Origin of the sequence: Nocardioides sp. LS1 (genome assembly GCF_003865225.1) — a bacterium.
GTDB lineage: Bacteria > Actinomycetota > Actinomycetes > Propionibacteriales > Nocardioidaceae > Nocardioides > Nocardioides ginsengisegetis.
In genome coordinates, this window is the sequence record NZ_BIFF01000005.1 from 674,198 (window position 1) to 689,965 (window position 15,768).

At 70.2% G+C, this 15,768-nt stretch carries 17 protein-coding genes and 1 tRNA gene; 7 read left to right on the plus strand and 11 right to left on the minus strand.

The annotated features are described in order from the left end of the window. Positions 1-35: 35 nt before the first annotated feature. Positions 36-566: a hypothetical protein gene (locus EJF31_RS17470; protein WP_260430928.1), complete on the plus strand. Its 531-nt coding sequence runs from the start codon at positions 36-38 to the stop codon at positions 564-566. Positions 567-570: 4 nt separating this feature from the next. Here the strand turns inward: EJF31_RS17470 and EJF31_RS17475 are convergent, their stop codons facing one another. Together EJF31_RS17475 and EJF31_RS17480 are read right to left on the minus strand one after the other, a co-directional pair. Next, positions 571-969 (minus strand): hypothetical protein, encoded by a 399-nt coding sequence (locus EJF31_RS17475; protein ID WP_125038397.1) that lies wholly within the window; start codon positions 967-969, stop codon positions 571-573. Positions 970-1,605: 636 nt separating this feature from the next. Next, a complete protein-coding gene (locus EJF31_RS17480) occupies positions 1,606-2,082 on the minus strand; it encodes a UPF0158 family protein (RefSeq protein WP_125038398.1) in 477 nt (158 codons plus the stop codon). Between the two features lie 263 nt (positions 2,083-2,345). On the opposite strand from EJF31_RS17480, the gene EJF31_RS17485 reads away from it, so the two are divergent. Next, complete coding sequence (locus EJF31_RS17485; protein ID WP_125038399.1) at positions 2,346-3,227, plus strand: hypothetical protein; 882 nt, start codon at positions 2,346-2,348, stop codon at positions 3,225-3,227. Positions 3,228-3,517: 290 nt separating this feature from the next. After that, entirely contained in the window at positions 3,518-4,225 is a 708-nt protein-coding gene (locus EJF31_RS17490) for a tyrosine-type recombinase/integrase (RefSeq protein ID WP_260430929.1), read from the plus strand. A gap of 867 nt (positions 4,226-5,092) precedes the next feature. On the opposite strand, the gene EJF31_RS17495 is transcribed toward EJF31_RS17490, so the two are convergent. Beyond that, the gene (locus tag EJF31_RS17495; RefSeq protein WP_185736332.1) at positions 5,093-5,620 is read right to left on the minus strand and encodes a sigma-70 family RNA polymerase sigma factor; all 528 of its coding nucleotides are present in this window, start codon (positions 5,618-5,620) and stop codon (positions 5,093-5,095) included. A 514-nt stretch (positions 5,621-6,134) separates the two neighbouring features. On the opposite strand from EJF31_RS17495, the gene EJF31_RS17500 reads away from it, so the two are divergent. From EJF31_RS17500 to EJF31_RS17510, 3 genes are read left to right on the plus strand one after another with little or no spacing between them, the layout of a single operon-like run. Then, positions 6,135-7,679: a replication initiator gene (locus EJF31_RS17500; RefSeq protein ID WP_125038402.1), complete on the plus strand. Its 1,545-nt coding sequence runs from the start codon at positions 6,135-6,137 to the stop codon at positions 7,677-7,679. A 14-nt stretch (positions 7,680-7,693) separates the two neighbouring features. Further along, positions 7,694-7,915: an AlpA family transcriptional regulator gene (locus EJF31_RS17505; protein WP_125038403.1), complete on the plus strand. Its 222-nt coding sequence runs from the start codon at positions 7,694-7,696 to the stop codon at positions 7,913-7,915. Further along, a complete protein-coding gene (locus EJF31_RS17510) occupies positions 7,912-8,991 on the plus strand; it encodes a tyrosine-type recombinase/integrase (RefSeq protein ID WP_125038404.1) in 1,080 nt (359 codons plus the stop codon). The genes EJF31_RS17505 and EJF31_RS17510 overlap by 4 nt, the downstream gene beginning before the upstream one ends. Before the next feature lie 58 nt (positions 8,992-9,049). Here the strand turns inward: EJF31_RS17510 and EJF31_RS17515 are convergent. The 8 genes from EJF31_RS17515 to EJF31_RS17550 form a co-directional block, all read right to left on the minus strand. Next, positions 9,050-9,125, minus strand: a tRNA-Ala gene (locus EJF31_RS17515). An 85-nt stretch (positions 9,126-9,210) separates the two neighbouring features. Further along, positions 9,211-9,675 (minus strand): SRPBCC family protein, encoded by a 465-nt coding sequence (locus tag EJF31_RS17520; protein WP_125038405.1) that lies wholly within the window; start codon positions 9,673-9,675, stop codon positions 9,211-9,213. A 106-nt stretch (positions 9,676-9,781) separates the two neighbouring features. Further along, entirely contained in the window at positions 9,782-10,645 is an 864-nt protein-coding gene (locus EJF31_RS17525; protein ID WP_125038406.1) for a hypothetical protein, read from the minus strand. 85 nt (positions 10,646-10,730) lie between these two features. Further along, a complete protein-coding gene (locus tag EJF31_RS17530) occupies positions 10,731-11,288 on the minus strand; it encodes a GNAT family N-acetyltransferase (RefSeq protein ID WP_307718981.1) in 558 nt (185 codons plus the stop codon). A 50-nt stretch (positions 11,289-11,338) separates the two neighbouring features. Then, entirely contained in the window at positions 11,339-11,815 is a 477-nt protein-coding gene (locus tag EJF31_RS17535; RefSeq protein ID WP_125038407.1) for a molybdenum cofactor biosynthesis protein B, read from the minus strand. Beyond that, on the minus strand, positions 11,812-12,291 hold the full coding sequence (moaC, locus tag EJF31_RS17540) for a cyclic pyranopterin monophosphate synthase MoaC (protein ID WP_125038408.1): 480 nt from the start codon (positions 12,289-12,291) through the stop codon (positions 11,812-11,814). Before moaC ends, EJF31_RS17535 begins: the two co-directional genes overlap by 4 nt. After that, positions 12,291-13,523 (minus strand): gephyrin-like molybdotransferase Glp, encoded by a 1,233-nt coding sequence (gene glp, locus EJF31_RS17545; protein WP_125038409.1) that lies wholly within the window; start codon positions 13,521-13,523, stop codon positions 12,291-12,293. Before glp ends, moaC begins: the two co-directional genes overlap by 1 nt. After that, entirely contained in the window at positions 13,516-14,910 is a 1,395-nt protein-coding gene (locus tag EJF31_RS17550) for a UTP--glucose-1-phosphate uridylyltransferase (RefSeq protein ID WP_125038410.1), read from the minus strand. Before EJF31_RS17550 ends, glp begins: the two co-directional genes overlap by 8 nt. A 23-nt stretch (positions 14,911-14,933) precedes the next feature. Between EJF31_RS17550 and EJF31_RS17555 the strand changes: the two genes are divergently transcribed. Further along, positions 14,934-15,554, plus strand: a complete 621-nt coding sequence (locus EJF31_RS17555; RefSeq protein ID WP_260430930.1) for a 5-formyltetrahydrofolate cyclo-ligase — start codon at positions 14,934-14,936, stop codon at positions 15,552-15,554. Positions 15,555-15,768 lie beyond the last annotated feature (214 nt).

Sequence of the window (15,768 nt, forward strand, 5' to 3'; positions counted from 1 at the left end):
GGCTGCCGCTCGGGGCCGGCGACAACACGCACTGCGTGCGGACCAACGGCCGGATCTACGAGTGGGTCAGCGCCCTGCTCGAGCGCCGCGAGCGTTGCGACCTCTACCACGCGGCGCTCGAGGTGTGCCTCGGGTCGGAGGCGTTCGTGATCGAGATGGCGCCGGTGTGGAGCCTCGACGACCCCGACCGGGGCGTGGTGTGCGAGGGGCCGGTCGGGCTGGGCTGGCTCAGTCGCTCGCGGATGTTCCGCTACGAGGTGCACTGCTGGCGCGACGGCGTCATCCCGGACGTGGACGAGGCCGTCGACAGCCCCCAGCGACTGAGCACCGACCCGGGCCGGGCACAGCGCCTTCTCGCCCTCCTGCCGTCGTTCCCCAACGCGACGTGGGGCCGGGACGACCTCGGCGCCGGCGAGATGTGGAACTCCAACTCGCTCGTCTCGTGGCTCCTGGCGCGCAGCGGCCACGACGTCGCCCCACTCGGACCCCCGGTGCACGGACGGGCGCCCGGCTGGACCGCCGGGCTCGTCGTGGCGTCACGCGTGGTGCCGACGCCGGGGCCGTGACCCGTCAGGCCCGGTGCCAGACGATCCCGAAGTCGTCGGTCAGAGTGTCGCTGCCGGCGTCGTAGGCATAGCCGAGGGTGATGCGCGACCTGAACACGTTGCCGCCGGGCAGGCAGACGAGAGCCCCGGTCGTGACCAGGTCGTTGCCAGACACGAAGCCAGGGCCGGAGATCTGCGCGGGGTTGCCGCCGCACGCGCTCGTGGCGGACTCGTCGTAGTAGACCACCGAGTAGGCGTGCCTTCCCGAGCCCACGATGCTCAAGATCTGGGTGCTTCCGTCCGTGTCGACCGACGTCCAGGTGCCGGCCAGCGCTCCGCCGGCCGCGGATGCGGGTGCTGCGAGGCCGGCGCCGCAGAGCCCGAGGATCACGGTGAGCGCCAGCGAGAGAGTTGCCCTTTTCATGAGGTCGCTGCCTTCCTCCAGTTCGGACCAATCACCCAAGGCTCCTGCTGGCCGGCCGACATCGGCAATGGCCCGGGTGAGCCACGCGAGGGGGCACGATGGGGGCGGGGAGACATGACGAACCCTGTCGAGCCGCGCCAACGAAAAAGGCCCAGGTCAGCGACCTGGGCCTCGTGGTGGAGCTGAGGGGATTCGAACCCCTGACCTTCTCATTGCGAAGGCTTGCCCGGCCCCGACCACGTCGTGCGGCCGCGTGCGGCTCCGTGAAATCCGTGTCGAGACTGCCTGTCTCAGGATGTCGGGGGTGCGCGCGGGGTGCCCACCTTTTTCCTTTTTGCGGTCGGCACACTCCCGTCGTCGTCCCGATAGCCAGCCCACTTGCGCGACGCCGGTCGGGGTCAGGGGTGGCCGGAGGCCATCGCGGAGCGACGCTCTGCGCCCTTGACCCCGACCGGCGTCGGGCAAACGATTCCGATCGGGTCGACGACCCTCCCTGGTCCGCGGGCCAGGAGGCTGACGTGGGGTGCGCGAGGACGGCGCGCCAGCGCCGCCCGCAGCGCTGGGCCCCGCCGCGCGCCGAAGGCGCGCCTTGAGCCAGTAAGGAAAGTCGTAACCGCCGAGCTTGGAACTCGACGTTCAGGTCGGACTCGACTCGGGCCGTCCGGACAGGAAGTCCTGGGCAGCGTTGCCATCGACGAGGCGGTTGTCGACCAGCCATTCCACTGCTCGGCCTTCGCCTCTCGCGTCCCTGAAGGCATGCCACGCCGAGATCAGGTCTGGGTGGTTCTCGTACAGCTCATTCTTGAAGCGCCGGAACGCGCCACGACCGTCCAGCGCACTCGTCAGCGCCGATCGAGCCGTCTCGTCACTCACGGCATCAGCGAAGTCAGCCATGTCGCGGTACCAGACTGAGGACGGCAGCGGGCTGATGGCCACGAGCTTCTCGTCGAGCTCGTCGAGTTCGATCGGGTTCTGCCCATCGATCCCGGTGTCAGACGTCCACAACACGAGCTCGCCGCTCGCGGAATCAACCAGCCACTGGTGCTCGTAGTCGTTCTGATCCGAGAGCGCCGTGGCAATGGCGTCCAGGTCGAACCGATGCAGCTCGAGCATGGCCCGAGCCTAGGGTGCACGGAATCCGCGTTTCAACGGCCCAATGGCGCGCTCAGTGACTGCGCTCGCGCAGATAGATCAGTTGCACCGCCGTGGTGCACGCACGCTCATGCCGATGAGCGCGCACTCATGCGGCTCAGCGCCGAGCACCTCTCACGCCTCGACGCGCTCCACCGTCCGGCGTGAGTCGAGGCGGGCAAACTCAAGCGGCGCAGGAGGGCCGCTTGAACAAGAGCTCGGCCTCACACGTGTGAAGATGCGGCATGGCTCGCTTCACCGACGTCGTGGTGTACCCGCCGACTGGGTTCCCCGAGCGCCTCATGAACTGGCCTCGGAGCACTCCCGCCAAGGATGCGTTTCTGCGCGCGAGTCGGCCGGTGTGCGAGTTGTACAGTCAGGGCCTTCGAGCGTTGGACGTTGACGGCTTCAAGTCCAAGCTGCTGTTGACGCCATGGTTCCCGGAGGACGAGCACGGCGGCCGTCGCGCGAGCCAGGGTCGGAACGAGATCCACGTCGCCGTATGGCCCGAGAAGCCGTACAGCCTCCCGGGCGAGATGGGCGAGATCCACGCGGCGGCGTCGGTGGGGGAACTCGACACCCGGGACCGGGCGCGGCTGGTGCTGGAGGTGGTACACACGGCCGTACGTCAGTTGGCCGGCTACCGCGACTGGGACCCCGACCAGTTCCAGAGTTGCTACGAGCACGTGGTGGAACAGGGCTTCACCTACAACTGGGCCAGTCCATGGAAGGCCAGCCCCGACCGGCGACGTCGCGCCCGCGGCGTCTACGAGCTCACCGCCGATGATGGCTGGGGACGGGTCCGGCTCGAGATCGCCGATCGCGCCAGTGGCGAAGTGATCGCAGTCAGTGACCAAGCAGTTGCGTTCTGCACCTCCAGGGGCTTTGAGCGAAGCGCCAAGACCCTCTCCTGGAGGAGCCTCGAGCGCGTCCTTCTCCTGCCCTACTTCGGCCTCCTCGACGATGTCTCCGGCCATGTGACCGCCACTCTGGGCCCTGACGGCTGGACGTTTGACGTGCGCGACGACGTGACGGTGAGACAGCCAGGCAGACCGGGATTGTCTCCCGCGGCCTCGCCGGCTGAGCTCCCCTCCGTCCTTGCGGTCACCCCGTCAGGGCGCGGCTGATAGGAGCTCCGGACGTTTTGGCGATGCTTCCGTCCATCCGGATCTGCCGCGTTGACGACGGTTAAGGCGAGTGACGCAGTTGTGAGATGACTACCGCCCAACTGCTCGTTCCTGGCGACGACGCCAGCGCAACGCTTCGAATTGCCATCGCGGCCTACCTCGCGCGATTCAAGGGACAGTCTCGGGTCCACACAGAGTCAGACCTACGCTGCTACGTCAATTGGTGCAGCCGACAAGGACTGGATCCCTTGGCGGCTCAGCGCCCCCATATCGAGCTGTTCCTCCGTTGGATGCAGGAGATCGGCCGTTACAGGCCATCAACGGTCTCGCGCCGGCTGTCGGTAGTGGCTGGTTTCTACCGCACGTGCGTCATCGACGGGGTCCTCGTGCACTCGCCCGCGGAGTATGTACGGCGCCCACGTGTCTCCGCAGAATCGCCCACGCTCGGCCTCAGCCACCTGCAGCTCGAGGCCATGCTCACTGCAGGCAGGCGATCTTCCAACGTCAACGACTTCGCCCTGGTGACGATGCTCGGCCTCCTCGGTCTGCGCATCTTCGAGGCAACGGGCGCCAACATCGAGGCCCTCGAGGAAGTCCACGGACATCGCGTGCTTCGCGTCCTTGGCAAGGGCGACAAGGTCGCGCTGGTCCCGCTGCCGCCCGCAGTGGGGCGGGCGATCGAGCGAGCGGTCGACGGCCGGCTGTGTGGCCCGATCCTAAGGAGCCGCACGGGCAGCCGAATGGATCGCCATTGCGCCACTCGCAGGCTCCGCGCCCTCGCCCGGACTGCCGGCGTCTCGACCGTCCGGATGCACCCGCACATGCTCCGACACACCTTCGTCACCACAATGCTCGACGCCGGGGTCGACCTGCGCGACGTGCAGATCGCCGCCAGGCACGCCGACCCGAGGACCACCATGCGTTACGACCGCGCTCGGCAGAATTTGGACCGGCACCCCAACTACGTGCTAGCGGCCTACATGGCCTCGGGAACCTAAGCGCTCGTCGCGTGTCTACTCAATGCGGTAGATCAGTGCCTCTTGGCCAAATCGATGTCACCCGACACCACGTCCTGGCCCGAGACATCCGGCAGCAACTCATTGACCTCACGCCCGTCATCCGCGAGATGGAAGCTTCCCGGCTCCGGCCCGAAGCGCACTTATCAGGCGGCACTCCTGACCTCTCGCCGACGAGCGTCCGTCCCAACCGTTACCGCGCTCTGGCGAACCGGAGATCCTTGGTCTCGCCCAGGGAGCCGCGACCTTCCTATCGCTTGACGTGCACTGAGTAACGAACCACCAGGCCCATGCTCCCGCGACACGACAATGTCGAGTTTCCAGCGCAAGTGGGAAGGTGTACCGACAATTCAGCTGAGCCCGCTCGAGGAGTGAAAGCCGAAGGATTCAGCACCGGAGTTCCAGAATTCAAGACGGCGAAATTCTCCAAGGACAGCAGGACATCTCGTCCACACGGACCGGTCCTCTCGACGTGAACAGCCGTGTCAGCCTTCAAGGTCAAGGTCACCTGGTGTCGGGCCGGCAGGATTCGAATGTGACGCTGCCCCTGCCGCAAACGAACGGACGTGCCATCACAGCCTCCAGCATTCGTGACCGACGTACCTCCCTTGCCCGATGAGGCCTCCGTTTCCGGCGTCATGGACGATCTGGAGTGCAACCCGCTAGCAAGAACCAGCCCGGCGCACGCCGCAACGACGGTCCCGCCGGTAACCCAGCCGCTGGCCCGGCGAATCATCATCCGCCGTCTCGTGATCGCCCGCCCGCGCTCGACCACTCGATCTAGGGGTGCCAAGGAATCCGCAGTACGTGCGGCATCTTCGTGCAGAAGGCTCACGATTCTCGCTGTGTTCACGTCATCTCCCTTGCAGCGGCTGACAATGCCTGGTCCATCGAAAGCGCATCTAGGGCGCGCGAGAGCCGGCTCTTCGTGGTGCCCTCCGGTATCCCAAGGACCTCAGAGATCTCGGCTAGAGATAGCTCGGCGTAGAAGCGCAGCGCGATCAGTTCGCGATGCTGCCGACGGAGGCGCCTTATCGCCTCCCGAAGCACCACACTTGTGTCCAGATTCGACGTGCAGTCTTCGGTGGCCGTTTCTGGCAGGACGACATACGGCATTCCACGCCTTCTCCGCGCCCGGCTGGACTGCCGCGACGCGTTCAGCAGGATTCGATTCACGTACGCGTCGGGGCTCCGCGCACCCATGACCTTGTCCCAAGACAGGTACACCTTCAGTAGGACATCTTGAGCGAGCTCTTCGGCTTGCTCTCGGTCGTTCCCAAGGAAGGCCGCGGCACGCACCAGTCTCGTCCAGCGCAGGGACGCGTACGCCCGAAAATCTTCCTCGTCCACCCTGATGCCCTCCAGAGGCTCTCCCACTGATCCACGTAATACATAGATGCCGGCAAGGCACCGAAGGTTCCCTTTGTAGCCAAAGACCGCAACGGACGGACTGCGCCCTCAGCGGCAGATCCGGTAACCCGGACGTCGGCATGAGCGGATGCCTCTCATGGGGACTCGACCACCTGATGCGCCCCACGGAACCCTCTGATCGGCGGTCTATCCACAGATTCTGGCGAATCGGGCTTTCGGCCTTGGGGTTGTCGGTGGCCGGTGTCATGCTCGCTGGCAGCGGACAACTCCACACCTGACACTGATGGGCTTATGCCCGGGGGTCGGCTCCCCACCCTGGCTTCTTGCCACACACTCTGCGCGCCGTTACTGACACGAAGACTGAATCGCACCGTCCGCGAACCGTAGGTCTGGTCTCGGCGCTGCGCGACCCCGGTGTCGAGGACTCTGTTTCACCACTGATCGTGACCTCCCGATGCCGGGTGTGCCGCGCGGCGGGTCGCACTAGCCGCGTGGCACACCCCCACGGTGGTGAGGCCCGATGCACAGCGAGAGCACTGCTGGTGTCGCTTCCTCGAGGGCGCGTTTCCCTGGGTACGGCGAACACGCGCCCCTTGAGCTGCAGGCACTTTCGCCACGGCTCGAGGCCCAGCTCGCCGATCTGGTCGTCGCCGGCGACTTCGACGACTGGTCCCACGCGCTGGCTCGAGTGGGGAACTGCGCCCACCCGGTCCGGCTGCACGGCCAGAGCCTCACCTTGGATGCCACCACCGGGGAGGTCCTCTCCCGCTACTCGAGCGCCGAGGAACCACTCGGCGTGACCCACGTGCGGTGCGGGAACCGCCGCGCCTCGGTGTGCCCGTCGTGCTCCCGGGTCTACGCCGCGGACACCTTCCAGCTGATTCGGGCCGGGATCGCCGGTGGCAAGACTGTCCCGGACACGGTCGCGGACAACCCGCTGGTCTTCGCCACCCTCACCGCCCCCTCCTTCGGGCACGTCCACGGCCACCGCGACGGCCGGCCCTGCCGCCCCCACGGCCCAGCTGGTGGCCCGGCGCGGTGCCGGCACGGTCTTCCAACCACCTGCACCACCCGCCACGACGTCGACGACCCGTTGCTCGGGCAGTCGCTGTGCCCGTGCTGCTACGACTACGGCTCCCACCTGGTGTGGCAGTGGTGGGCACCCGAGCTGTGGAAGCGGTTCACCATCGCCCTGCGCAGATCTGTGGCGAAGGCGCTCGGGGTTCCGGCCACCCGGCTCGGCGAGGTCGCGACCGTGCAGTACGCCAAGGTCGCGGAGTACCAACGCCGCGGGGTCATCCACTTCCACGCCCTCATCCGCCTCGACGGCCCGAGCAGCACCGACGGCTTCGCCCAGGCGCCCGGCGAACTCGGCGCTGCCGCCTTGGCCGATCTGGTCCGCGATGCGGCTGCCGGGGTGCGGCTCACCGTCGCGGGCGTCGACCACCAGGACCCCGCCCGCAGGCTCGCCTACGGACGCCAGGTCGACGTTCGCCCCGTGACCACCCGCTCTCGTCCCGACGACCCCGACCGCGGCCTCACCCCCGGTCAGGTCGCCGGCTACCTGGCCAAGTACGCCACCAAGGCCGCGGACGACCACGACTCCCCCGACACCGGCTCGAATCCGCACCACCGGCGCCTCCGCGCCACGGCCCGCGACCTCGCGATCCGCGCCAGGGCCACCGCGGGGGCAACCGGTGACGAGCGCTACGCCAAGCTCGACGACTGGACCCACATGCTCGGGTTCCGCGGACACTTCGGCACCAAGTCCCGCCGCTACTCCATCACCCTCACTGCGCTCCGCCGGGCCAGACGACGCGCCCAGACCCTCATCGCCGGCAGCAGGGCCCAGGGCAAACCCATCGACCTCGCCGCGCTCGAGGCCGACCTCCTCGCCGATGACGAGCACGACACCACCCTCGTCATCGGCCAGTGGACCTACGCCGGCACCGGCTGGCCCACCGACGCCCAAACCGTCCTCGCGACCGCTGCAGCCGCACGGGCCCGCGAGCACGACCAGTGGAAGGCGGCGCAGCGCACGAACGGACGGAGTCGAGAGTCATGAGGAAGGACAAGGAGATGGCCGACGAGACCAGCTACACGAAACTAGGTGTGGGCCTGAACGGCCTGCCGCGGATGCTCACAACGACGGAGGTGGCGCACGCGTTGGGCCTGGATCCTTCGACGTTGAGCCGCTGGCGATCGCAGGGAATCGGACCGAAGGTGTTCTGGCTGGGCAAGGCAAGCCCGCGTTACCGCGAGGTGGACGTGCTCGAGTGGCTGGAACGGAGCATGTCGTGAGCGTCCGGAAGACGCCGGGCGGACGGTGGCGCGGGGTCGTGAAGTCCGGACGCCAGCAGGTGGGGAGCCGCACGTTCGACACCAGGAGAGAGGCCCTGTCGTGGGTGGCGCGCGAGCGAGCGGCGCTGGCTGGGGGCGTCGATCCGCGTGCCGGTCGGCGGACCGTACGAACCCTGCTGCCGGAGTGGCTGGAGGAGCGGGCCAGCTCGGTGTCGCGGAAGACCTACACGGCGGATGCTGCGCTGGTGCGGCTCGTTCCCCCCGCCCTCGCCGCGCTGCAGGTCGGGGCGGTCACAGACCGGGAGGTCACCCGGGCATTGATCGCTCTGAACGCATCGGGCCTTGCGGAGTCGTCGGTGCGCAGGCTCCGGGCCTCGCTGTCGGCGTTCTTCGCCTGGGCAGTGCGGGAAAGGATGATCGCCTCCAACCCGGTGACCGGGACGCGGGCGCCGAAGGGGCGTGGGATCCGCACGGAGATCCGGCCGTTCGGCGAGGACGAGCTGGAGTCCCTTTACGCCGGGGCCGCCGCGCGCGACCAGCGGCTGGCAGACGTCTTGCTGGTCGCCGCATGGACGGGGTTGCGTTGGTCGGAGCTGCGCGAGGTCCGAGTGCGTGACTTCGTACGCGTGCCGCTCCCAGTGCTGCTCGTGAGCCGGGCCGCTCCCGAGGGTGGCGAGGCGAAGGTGACCAAGTCGGGCAAGAGCCGGCGCGTGCCCGTGGCAGACAGGGTGCTGCCACTGGTGTTGGCCTGCGCCGAGGGCAAGGGCCCCGACGACCTGCTGTTCACGACGAGGACCGGGCACCAGCTGCACGCCTCGGCGGTGAAGCGGACGGTCGCCTGGTCGACCGTGGCGCTGGGTCGACGGATCCACGACCTGCGGCACACGGGTGCCTGCCTGTGGCTGGCCAAGGGGGTTGACCCGGTGACCGTCCAGGCGTGGCTCGGGCATGCCTCGATCGCCACCACGAACATCTACCTGCACCACCTCGGATCGTCGGCCGATCGGGCCGGACTCGAGCGTCTGAACGCTCCGGGGGGCGCGGGGGGTGCGCAGGAGCGGACGGGTGCCGACTGACAAAGACGAAACCCCGCCCCTGCCGCGGTGTTTCCGCTGGTGGGACGGGGTTGGTGCTTGGTGGAGCTGAGGGGATTCGAACCCCTGACCTTCTCATTGCGAACGAGACGCGCTACCAACTGCGCCACAGCCCCAGTGCGCCCGAAGACGCGGTGGGAAGGTTAGCACCCGGTGCGGGGCGCTTCCCAATCGGTTGGGCACGGGCGCGTCAGGCCGCCCTCAGGCCTTCAGGGCCTTCTCGATCTCCTCCATGCCCTGGCGGGCGTAGCCCTGCCAGAGCCGCCCGAAGACCGGCATCAGCAGGGCGCCGACGCGGGTCGGGGTGATGGTCCAGGCCCAGGTGATCTCGACGCCGGTGCCGGCCTCGGCGAAGGTCCACATCCCCCGGACACCGGCGACCAGCGCCTTGTTGGGCCCGGTGATCGCGTCGATCTCGTAGCCGAACCGGTGCGGCCGCTCGAGGGTCGTGAGGGTCTCGCGCATCGACCCGCCGTCGGAGGTGCGGATCGTGCGCTGCTGGCCGAGCACGCCCCAGGTGCCGTCCTGGTCGACGCGGGTGATCGGCGGGATGGCGACGTACCGGCGGGCGAAGAGCTGCGTCAGCGGCATCGGCAGCACCAGGTCGAAGGCCGCCTCCACCGTCGTCGGGAAGGTGCGCGAGTGGGACAGCTCGACGAGGCTCATGCGCGGAGGCTAGCGCACCACTTCCCGGGCACTCCCTGACCTTCTGGAGGGTTGCAACCCTCCAGAACGCCCGGGATCGCCGGTGAACCGGTGATCCCGACAGGACTCAGGAACCGACCGCGCGGTGGTCGTCGCCCTCGGCCTGGCGGGCACGGGCGGCCTTGTCGGCCTCCTCGGCCTCGCGGGCGATGGCGTAGTCGGCGTCGGTGCGGCCGGAGGTCCACACGCCGGAGTCGTCGAGGTTGATGGTGCGGACGGTGCGGCGGGTGGCGGCGGGCTTGGTGACGTACGTCGGGAGGGTGACCGGCACCGGGTCCCACAGGGTCGGGTCGATGCGGGCGGCGGCCATCTCGGAGGTGTCGTCCATGTTCACGGGCATGGTGACGGGCATGGCCATCCCAGCGACCGGGTCGGCCGGCGCCTTCTCCGGCGCGGTCTCCTCGTCCTCCTCCTCGGGCTCCAGCGGCAGGCGGCGCGAGGGCGAGGCCACGCCCTGCTCGCGCCTGACCATCAGGCGGCAGGCGACCAGCCAGGCCACGAGCAGCGCGACCGGCGCGGCCACCGAGAGCCACGGGACGACCGCGAAGGCGGCGAGGCCGATGACGACGGCGTTGACCACCAGGATCGCGGAGAGCACGCGACGGCGACGGCGGGCCGCGGCGTTGGCGGCGTCACGACGGGCACGGAGCTGCGCAGGGGAAGGCGCAGCTGCGGCGTGCTCGGGAGCGGAGGGAGCGTGGGTGGCCTTGGTCGTCACGACCGGGGCCGACGTGCTGCGACCCGGCTGGACGACCAGGCGGGCGTTGCGGGTGCTGACCGGCTCGCGGCGTGCGAGCACGCGCATCGTGTGCGAGAAGCGGTCGACGGACCGGCTCCGGACCACGTCTTCATGGTGCTGGAGCGCCTTGGGGACGAGGTACACGGCCCACGCGACGGCGAGGGCGACGAAGATCCACGAGCTGAGGTCCACGGTTCAGAGGTTAGGTGCGCTAGCGCAGGACGGTGCGGATGTCTACACGTGTGTCGCGAAATGACTCGTGGGACTCATGTGATTCTCAGGTTCCGGCGCCCTGCAGCCGGGCCAGCATCCCCTCGGGACACTCCTCGACGGTCACCGCGAAGATCCGGTGGTCGCGCCAGGCCCCGTCGATGTGCAGGAACCGCGGGGCGTAGCCGACCTCCCGCATGCCGAGCTTCTCCACCACCCGCAGCGAGTTGGAGTTCTCCGGCCGGATCGCGATCTCGACCCGGTGCAGCCCGGCGGTCGTGAAGCAGTGGTCGATCACCAGCGCCACGGCCGTCGGCATCACGCCGCGGCCGGCGAAGTCCCGGTCCAGCCAGTAGCCGACCGACGCGAACTGTGCCGAGCCGCGCACCACGTTGTTGACGGTGACCTGCCCGGCGAACCGGCCGTCGACCACCAGCGCGAAGGGGTACGTCGATCCCTGGCGCGCGAGCTTGCGCAAGCGCCGGACCAGCGCGCGGAACGAGCTCGGCCGGGCATCGGCACCGGGCGGGACGGTGGCGTCCCACGGGGCCAGCCAGGCCGCGTTGCGCCGGCGGGCGTCACGCCACGCGCGGGCGTCGCGGGCCGCCAGGGGTCGCAGGGTCACGTCGCCCGAGGAGAGCCAGGCTGGCCAGGCACTCCTCGGCGGACCGCCGCTCAGTGGTCGCTCCCCACGACCTGCTCGACCGCATGGACGAGCACCGGCCGCAGCACCGCCAGCCCGTCCTTGACCCCACCGCGGGAGCCGGGGAGGTTCACGACGAGACACGAGCCCACCACGCCGGCCAGGCCGCGGGACAGCACCGCCGAGGGGATGCCGTGGGCCACGCCGTACGCGCGGATCGCCTCGGCGATGCCCGGCACCTCGAAGTCCAGCAGCGCGCGCGTCACCTCGGGGGTGCGGTCGGTCGGGGTGAGGCCGGTGCCGCCGGTGGTCAGCACGCAGCGCGCGCCGCCGGCCGCGGCGGCCGCGATCGCGGCGCCGACGGGCTCCCCGTCCGGCACGACGACGGGCTCGTCGACGGCGAAGCCGAGCTCGGCCAGGAACGTCACGATCAGCGGCCCGGTCTCATCGGCGTAGACCCCGGCCGCGGCCCGGTTGGAGGCCACCACGACCTCGGCGCGCATGCTCATCGGTCGGTCCGCACCCAGTCCCCCGACTTGCCGCCGGACTTGGTCTCGACGCGGACATCGGTGATCACCGCGCCCTTGTCGACCGCCTTGACCATGTCGACGACGGTGAGCGCGGCGACCGAGACCGCGGTGAGGGCCTCCATCTCCACGCCGGTGCGGTCGGTGGTCCGGACCGTCGCCGCGATGTCGACGGAGGAGTCGGTGACGGCCAGGTCGACCGTGACGCCGGAGATCGCCAGCGGGTGGCACAACGGGATCAGCGCCGGGGTCTGCTTGGCACCCATGATGCCCGCGAGCCGGGCCACCGCGAGGGTGTCGCCCTTGGGGACGCCGGCGCCGCGCAGCAGCGCGACGACGTCGGCGGACACGAGCACCCGGCCGGAGGCCGTCGCCGTACGCGCCGTGACGGCCTTGCCGGAGACGTCGACCATCCGGGCGGCGCCAGACTCGTCGACGTGGGTGAGCCGGTCGTTCATCAGAACTCCTCGTCCAGCCACAGGACCTGGACCTGCTCGCCCGCCGGCACCGACGTGACGTCCTCGGGCACCACGACGAGCGCGTTGGAGGAGGCGAGGTCGCCGATCAGGTGCGAGCCGTGGCCGCCCACCGGCGTCACGAACGGCCCGCCGCGGTCGACCGCGAAGTCGCCCCGCACGAACTGCCGGCGCCCCGCGGGCGACGAGATCGGGTGCGTCAGGCGCGCGCGCCGGGTCGGGCGCGAGACGGGCGTGAGGCCCATCATCGTGCGGATGGCGGGCAGCACGAACACCTCGAAGGAGATGTACGACGACACCGGGTTGCCCGGCAGCGTGAAGATCGGGGTCGCGTCGTCGCCGACCGTGCCGAAGCCCTGCGGCTTGCCCGGCTGCATGCCGACGCCGCCGAACCACATCGTGTCGAGCGGCCGCAGCGCCTCCTTGACGACGTCGAAGTCGCCCTGCGAGACGCCGCCGCTGGTGACGACGAGGTCGGCGCGGACGAGCTGGTCGTCGAGCGCGTCGAGGAAGGCCCGCGGCTCGTCGGGCACGATCCCGACCCGGTAGGCGATGGCACCGGCCCGCCGCGCGGCGGCGGCGAGGAGGTAGGAGTTGCCGTCGTAGATCGTGTCGTGGCCCAGGGGCGTCCCCGGCTCGCGCAGCTCGGAGCCGGTGGACAGGATCACGACGCGGGGCCGCGGGCGCGAGCGCACGGTCGCGCGCCCGACCGAGGCGAGCAGCCCGATGTGGCGCGGCCCGAGGACGGTCCCGTGCTCGATGAGCACGTCGCCCTCCTCGACGTCCTCGCCCGCCCGGCGGACGTGCTGCCCGGGGCTCGGGGCCTTGTCGATGCGGACCTGGGCGACGCCGCGGTCGGTCCACTCGTAGGGGACGACGCTGTCGGCGCCCGCCGGCACCGGCGCGCCGGTCATGATCTTGACCGCCGTGCCGGGCGACATCGCGAGCAGCCGGGCCTGGCCGGCGCCGATCTCGCCGACCACCGGCAGGTGCACCGGGGACTCCGCCGCGGCCGAGGCGACGTCGGCCTGGCACACGGCGTACCCGTCCATGCCGGAGTTGTCGAAGGAGGGCAGCCGGATCGGCGCGACGACGTCCTCGGCGGCCGCGAGCCCGAGGGACTCCATGAGCGGCTGCGGGTAGTCGGGGAGCGGCGCGACCGCGTCGAGGATGCGACGGAGGTGGTCCTCGACGGTGGTGACGTCCTCAGCCATCCGTCGGCTCAGCCTCGCTCAGCACGGTGCCGGCCTCGACCCGCTGGGCCGACTTGGCCGCGAGCTCGACCTCGCCCACGACCTGGACGCCGCGGCCGAACGTGAAGTCGCCGTCGACCTTGAGCGCGGAGGCCTTGCGCATCGACGGCGCACCGTCGGGGAAGCGCTTGTCGAAGTCGCCGACCAGCTTGTAGAAGTCGCCGTGGAGCTCGACGTAGGGCAGCTCGACGCTCACCTGGTCGAGCACGAAGTCCTGGCCGATGTCGTAGACGTCGGAGCGCAGCACCAGCAGGTCGTTGGTGGTCTTCACCGGCACGAACCGGTCGCGCCCGACCTCGATCAGCTGCGAGCCCTCGAACACCTCGATCGCCGCGCCCATCGCGGTCTCGACCTGGATCACCTCGGGCGTCGTCTTGTCGCCGGGGTCGACGGTCTTGACGTTGCGGATCAGGGGCAGGCCCAGGACGCCGTCGCGGGCGTCGAGGACGTCGCGCATCGCGACGAGGTCGAACCACAGGTTGTTGGTCGAGCAGTACTGGTGGCGGTCGAGGTCGGCCAGCGCGGCCTGGTCCTCCGGGAGCGTCTGGGCGGTCTCGCGGAGCACCAGCCGGCCGTCGTTCTTGCGGCGGGCGAAGTGGCCGCCCTTCTTGTCCGAGGCGGTGCGGCGCACGGCCTCGATCGCGAACGGCGCACCCGACGTGGCGAACCATCCGGCCACCCGCGGGTCCGGGACGGCACCGAGGTTGTCGGAGTTGGAGACGAAGACGCGCTCGTAGCCGGCCTCGATCAGGCGGTCGAGCAGGCCGGTGCCACGCAGCGCGGTGTAGAGGTCGCCGTGGCCCGGCGGACACCACTCGAGGTCGGGGTCCTTGGGGTAGGACACCGGCGAGAGGTCCTTCGCCAGCAGCTTGGGCTCCTTGTTCTGGAGGAACTCCAGCGGCAGCCCGTCGACGGCGAGGTCCTCGTAGCGGGCCAGCGCGGCCATCGTGTCGGCGGAGGTGCGGAAGCTGTTCATGAAGATCAGCGGCAGGGGGGCGCCGTGGACCTTGCGCAGGTGCAGCACCTGGCGGGCGATGATGTCGAGGAACGACAGCCCGCGGCGCACGCACAGCAGCGACTTGGCCCGGTCCATGCCCATGGAGGTGCCGAGCCCGCCGTTGAGCTTGATGACGGCGGTCCGGCGGATCGCCTCCGCGGCGTCCTCCTCGGACACGCTCACCTCGGAGAGCGAGGGGATGTCGACCGGCTCGATGCTCGACTCGGGGATCATCCCCGTCTCGCCGTGCTCCAGCAGCCGGTAGTAGTGCGCGAACGTCTCGATCGCGACCTCATCCACCCCGGCATCGCGCATCTTGTCGCGTGCCCGGTTCAACCCTGCGCTTCCCATGCCACCGATCGTAGGCTTGTTGCGTGGCCCCGCGGCAAATGCCCCAGAACCCGGACCCGGACTCCCCCGGACAGCACGCCGCCAAGGTGGCCCTGCGGGACCAGCTGCTCACCGCCCGCAACCGGATGACGCTGCTCGAGGTGGGGACCGCGGCCCGCGAGATCGCCGCCCACCTGCTGGCCACCACCGAGGTACGACGCGCCGGCACCGTCGCGGCGTACGTCGCCCTCGGCTCCGAGCCCGGCACCGCTCCCCTGCTCGACGCGCTGCTGGACGCGGGCAAGCGGGTGCTGCTGCCGGTGCTGAAGCCGGACGACGACCTCGACTGGGCGACCTACCGCGGCCGCGACTCCCTCGTCCCCGCCCGCCGGGGGCTGCTGGAGCCCGCCGGCGAACGGCACGGCGTCGACGCCGTGGCCTGGGCCGACGTGGTGCTGGTCCCGGGACTGGCGGTGTCGGCGTCGGGGCTGCGGCTGGGACGCGGCGGCGGGTCCTACGACCGGGCGCTGGGGCGCGTGCCGGTCGGGACGTTCACGTGCGTGCTGCTCTATCCCGACGAGGTCGGCCTCAACGTGCCGGCTGAGGCGCACGACCGCCCCGTCGTGGCGGCGGCTACGCCGGACGGTGTCGTGCGGCTCGGCTGAGCGCCGAGTCTCGCCCGCTTCGCGGGCGGGGTGCCGCTGCGCGGGGCTGCCTCCCCGGGAGGTCGGGCTACGGGTTGGGGCCGGCGCGCCGCTCCCGCGGGACGCGAGGCACGTCGCTTGGGCGGACGCGTCGCCGTCCAGGCGGTTTCCTTCCGGGCCGCCGCGCGGCGCCGCGCACGCCTTTTATGCGACGCGCCTCGGCCCCGCGTGCGCG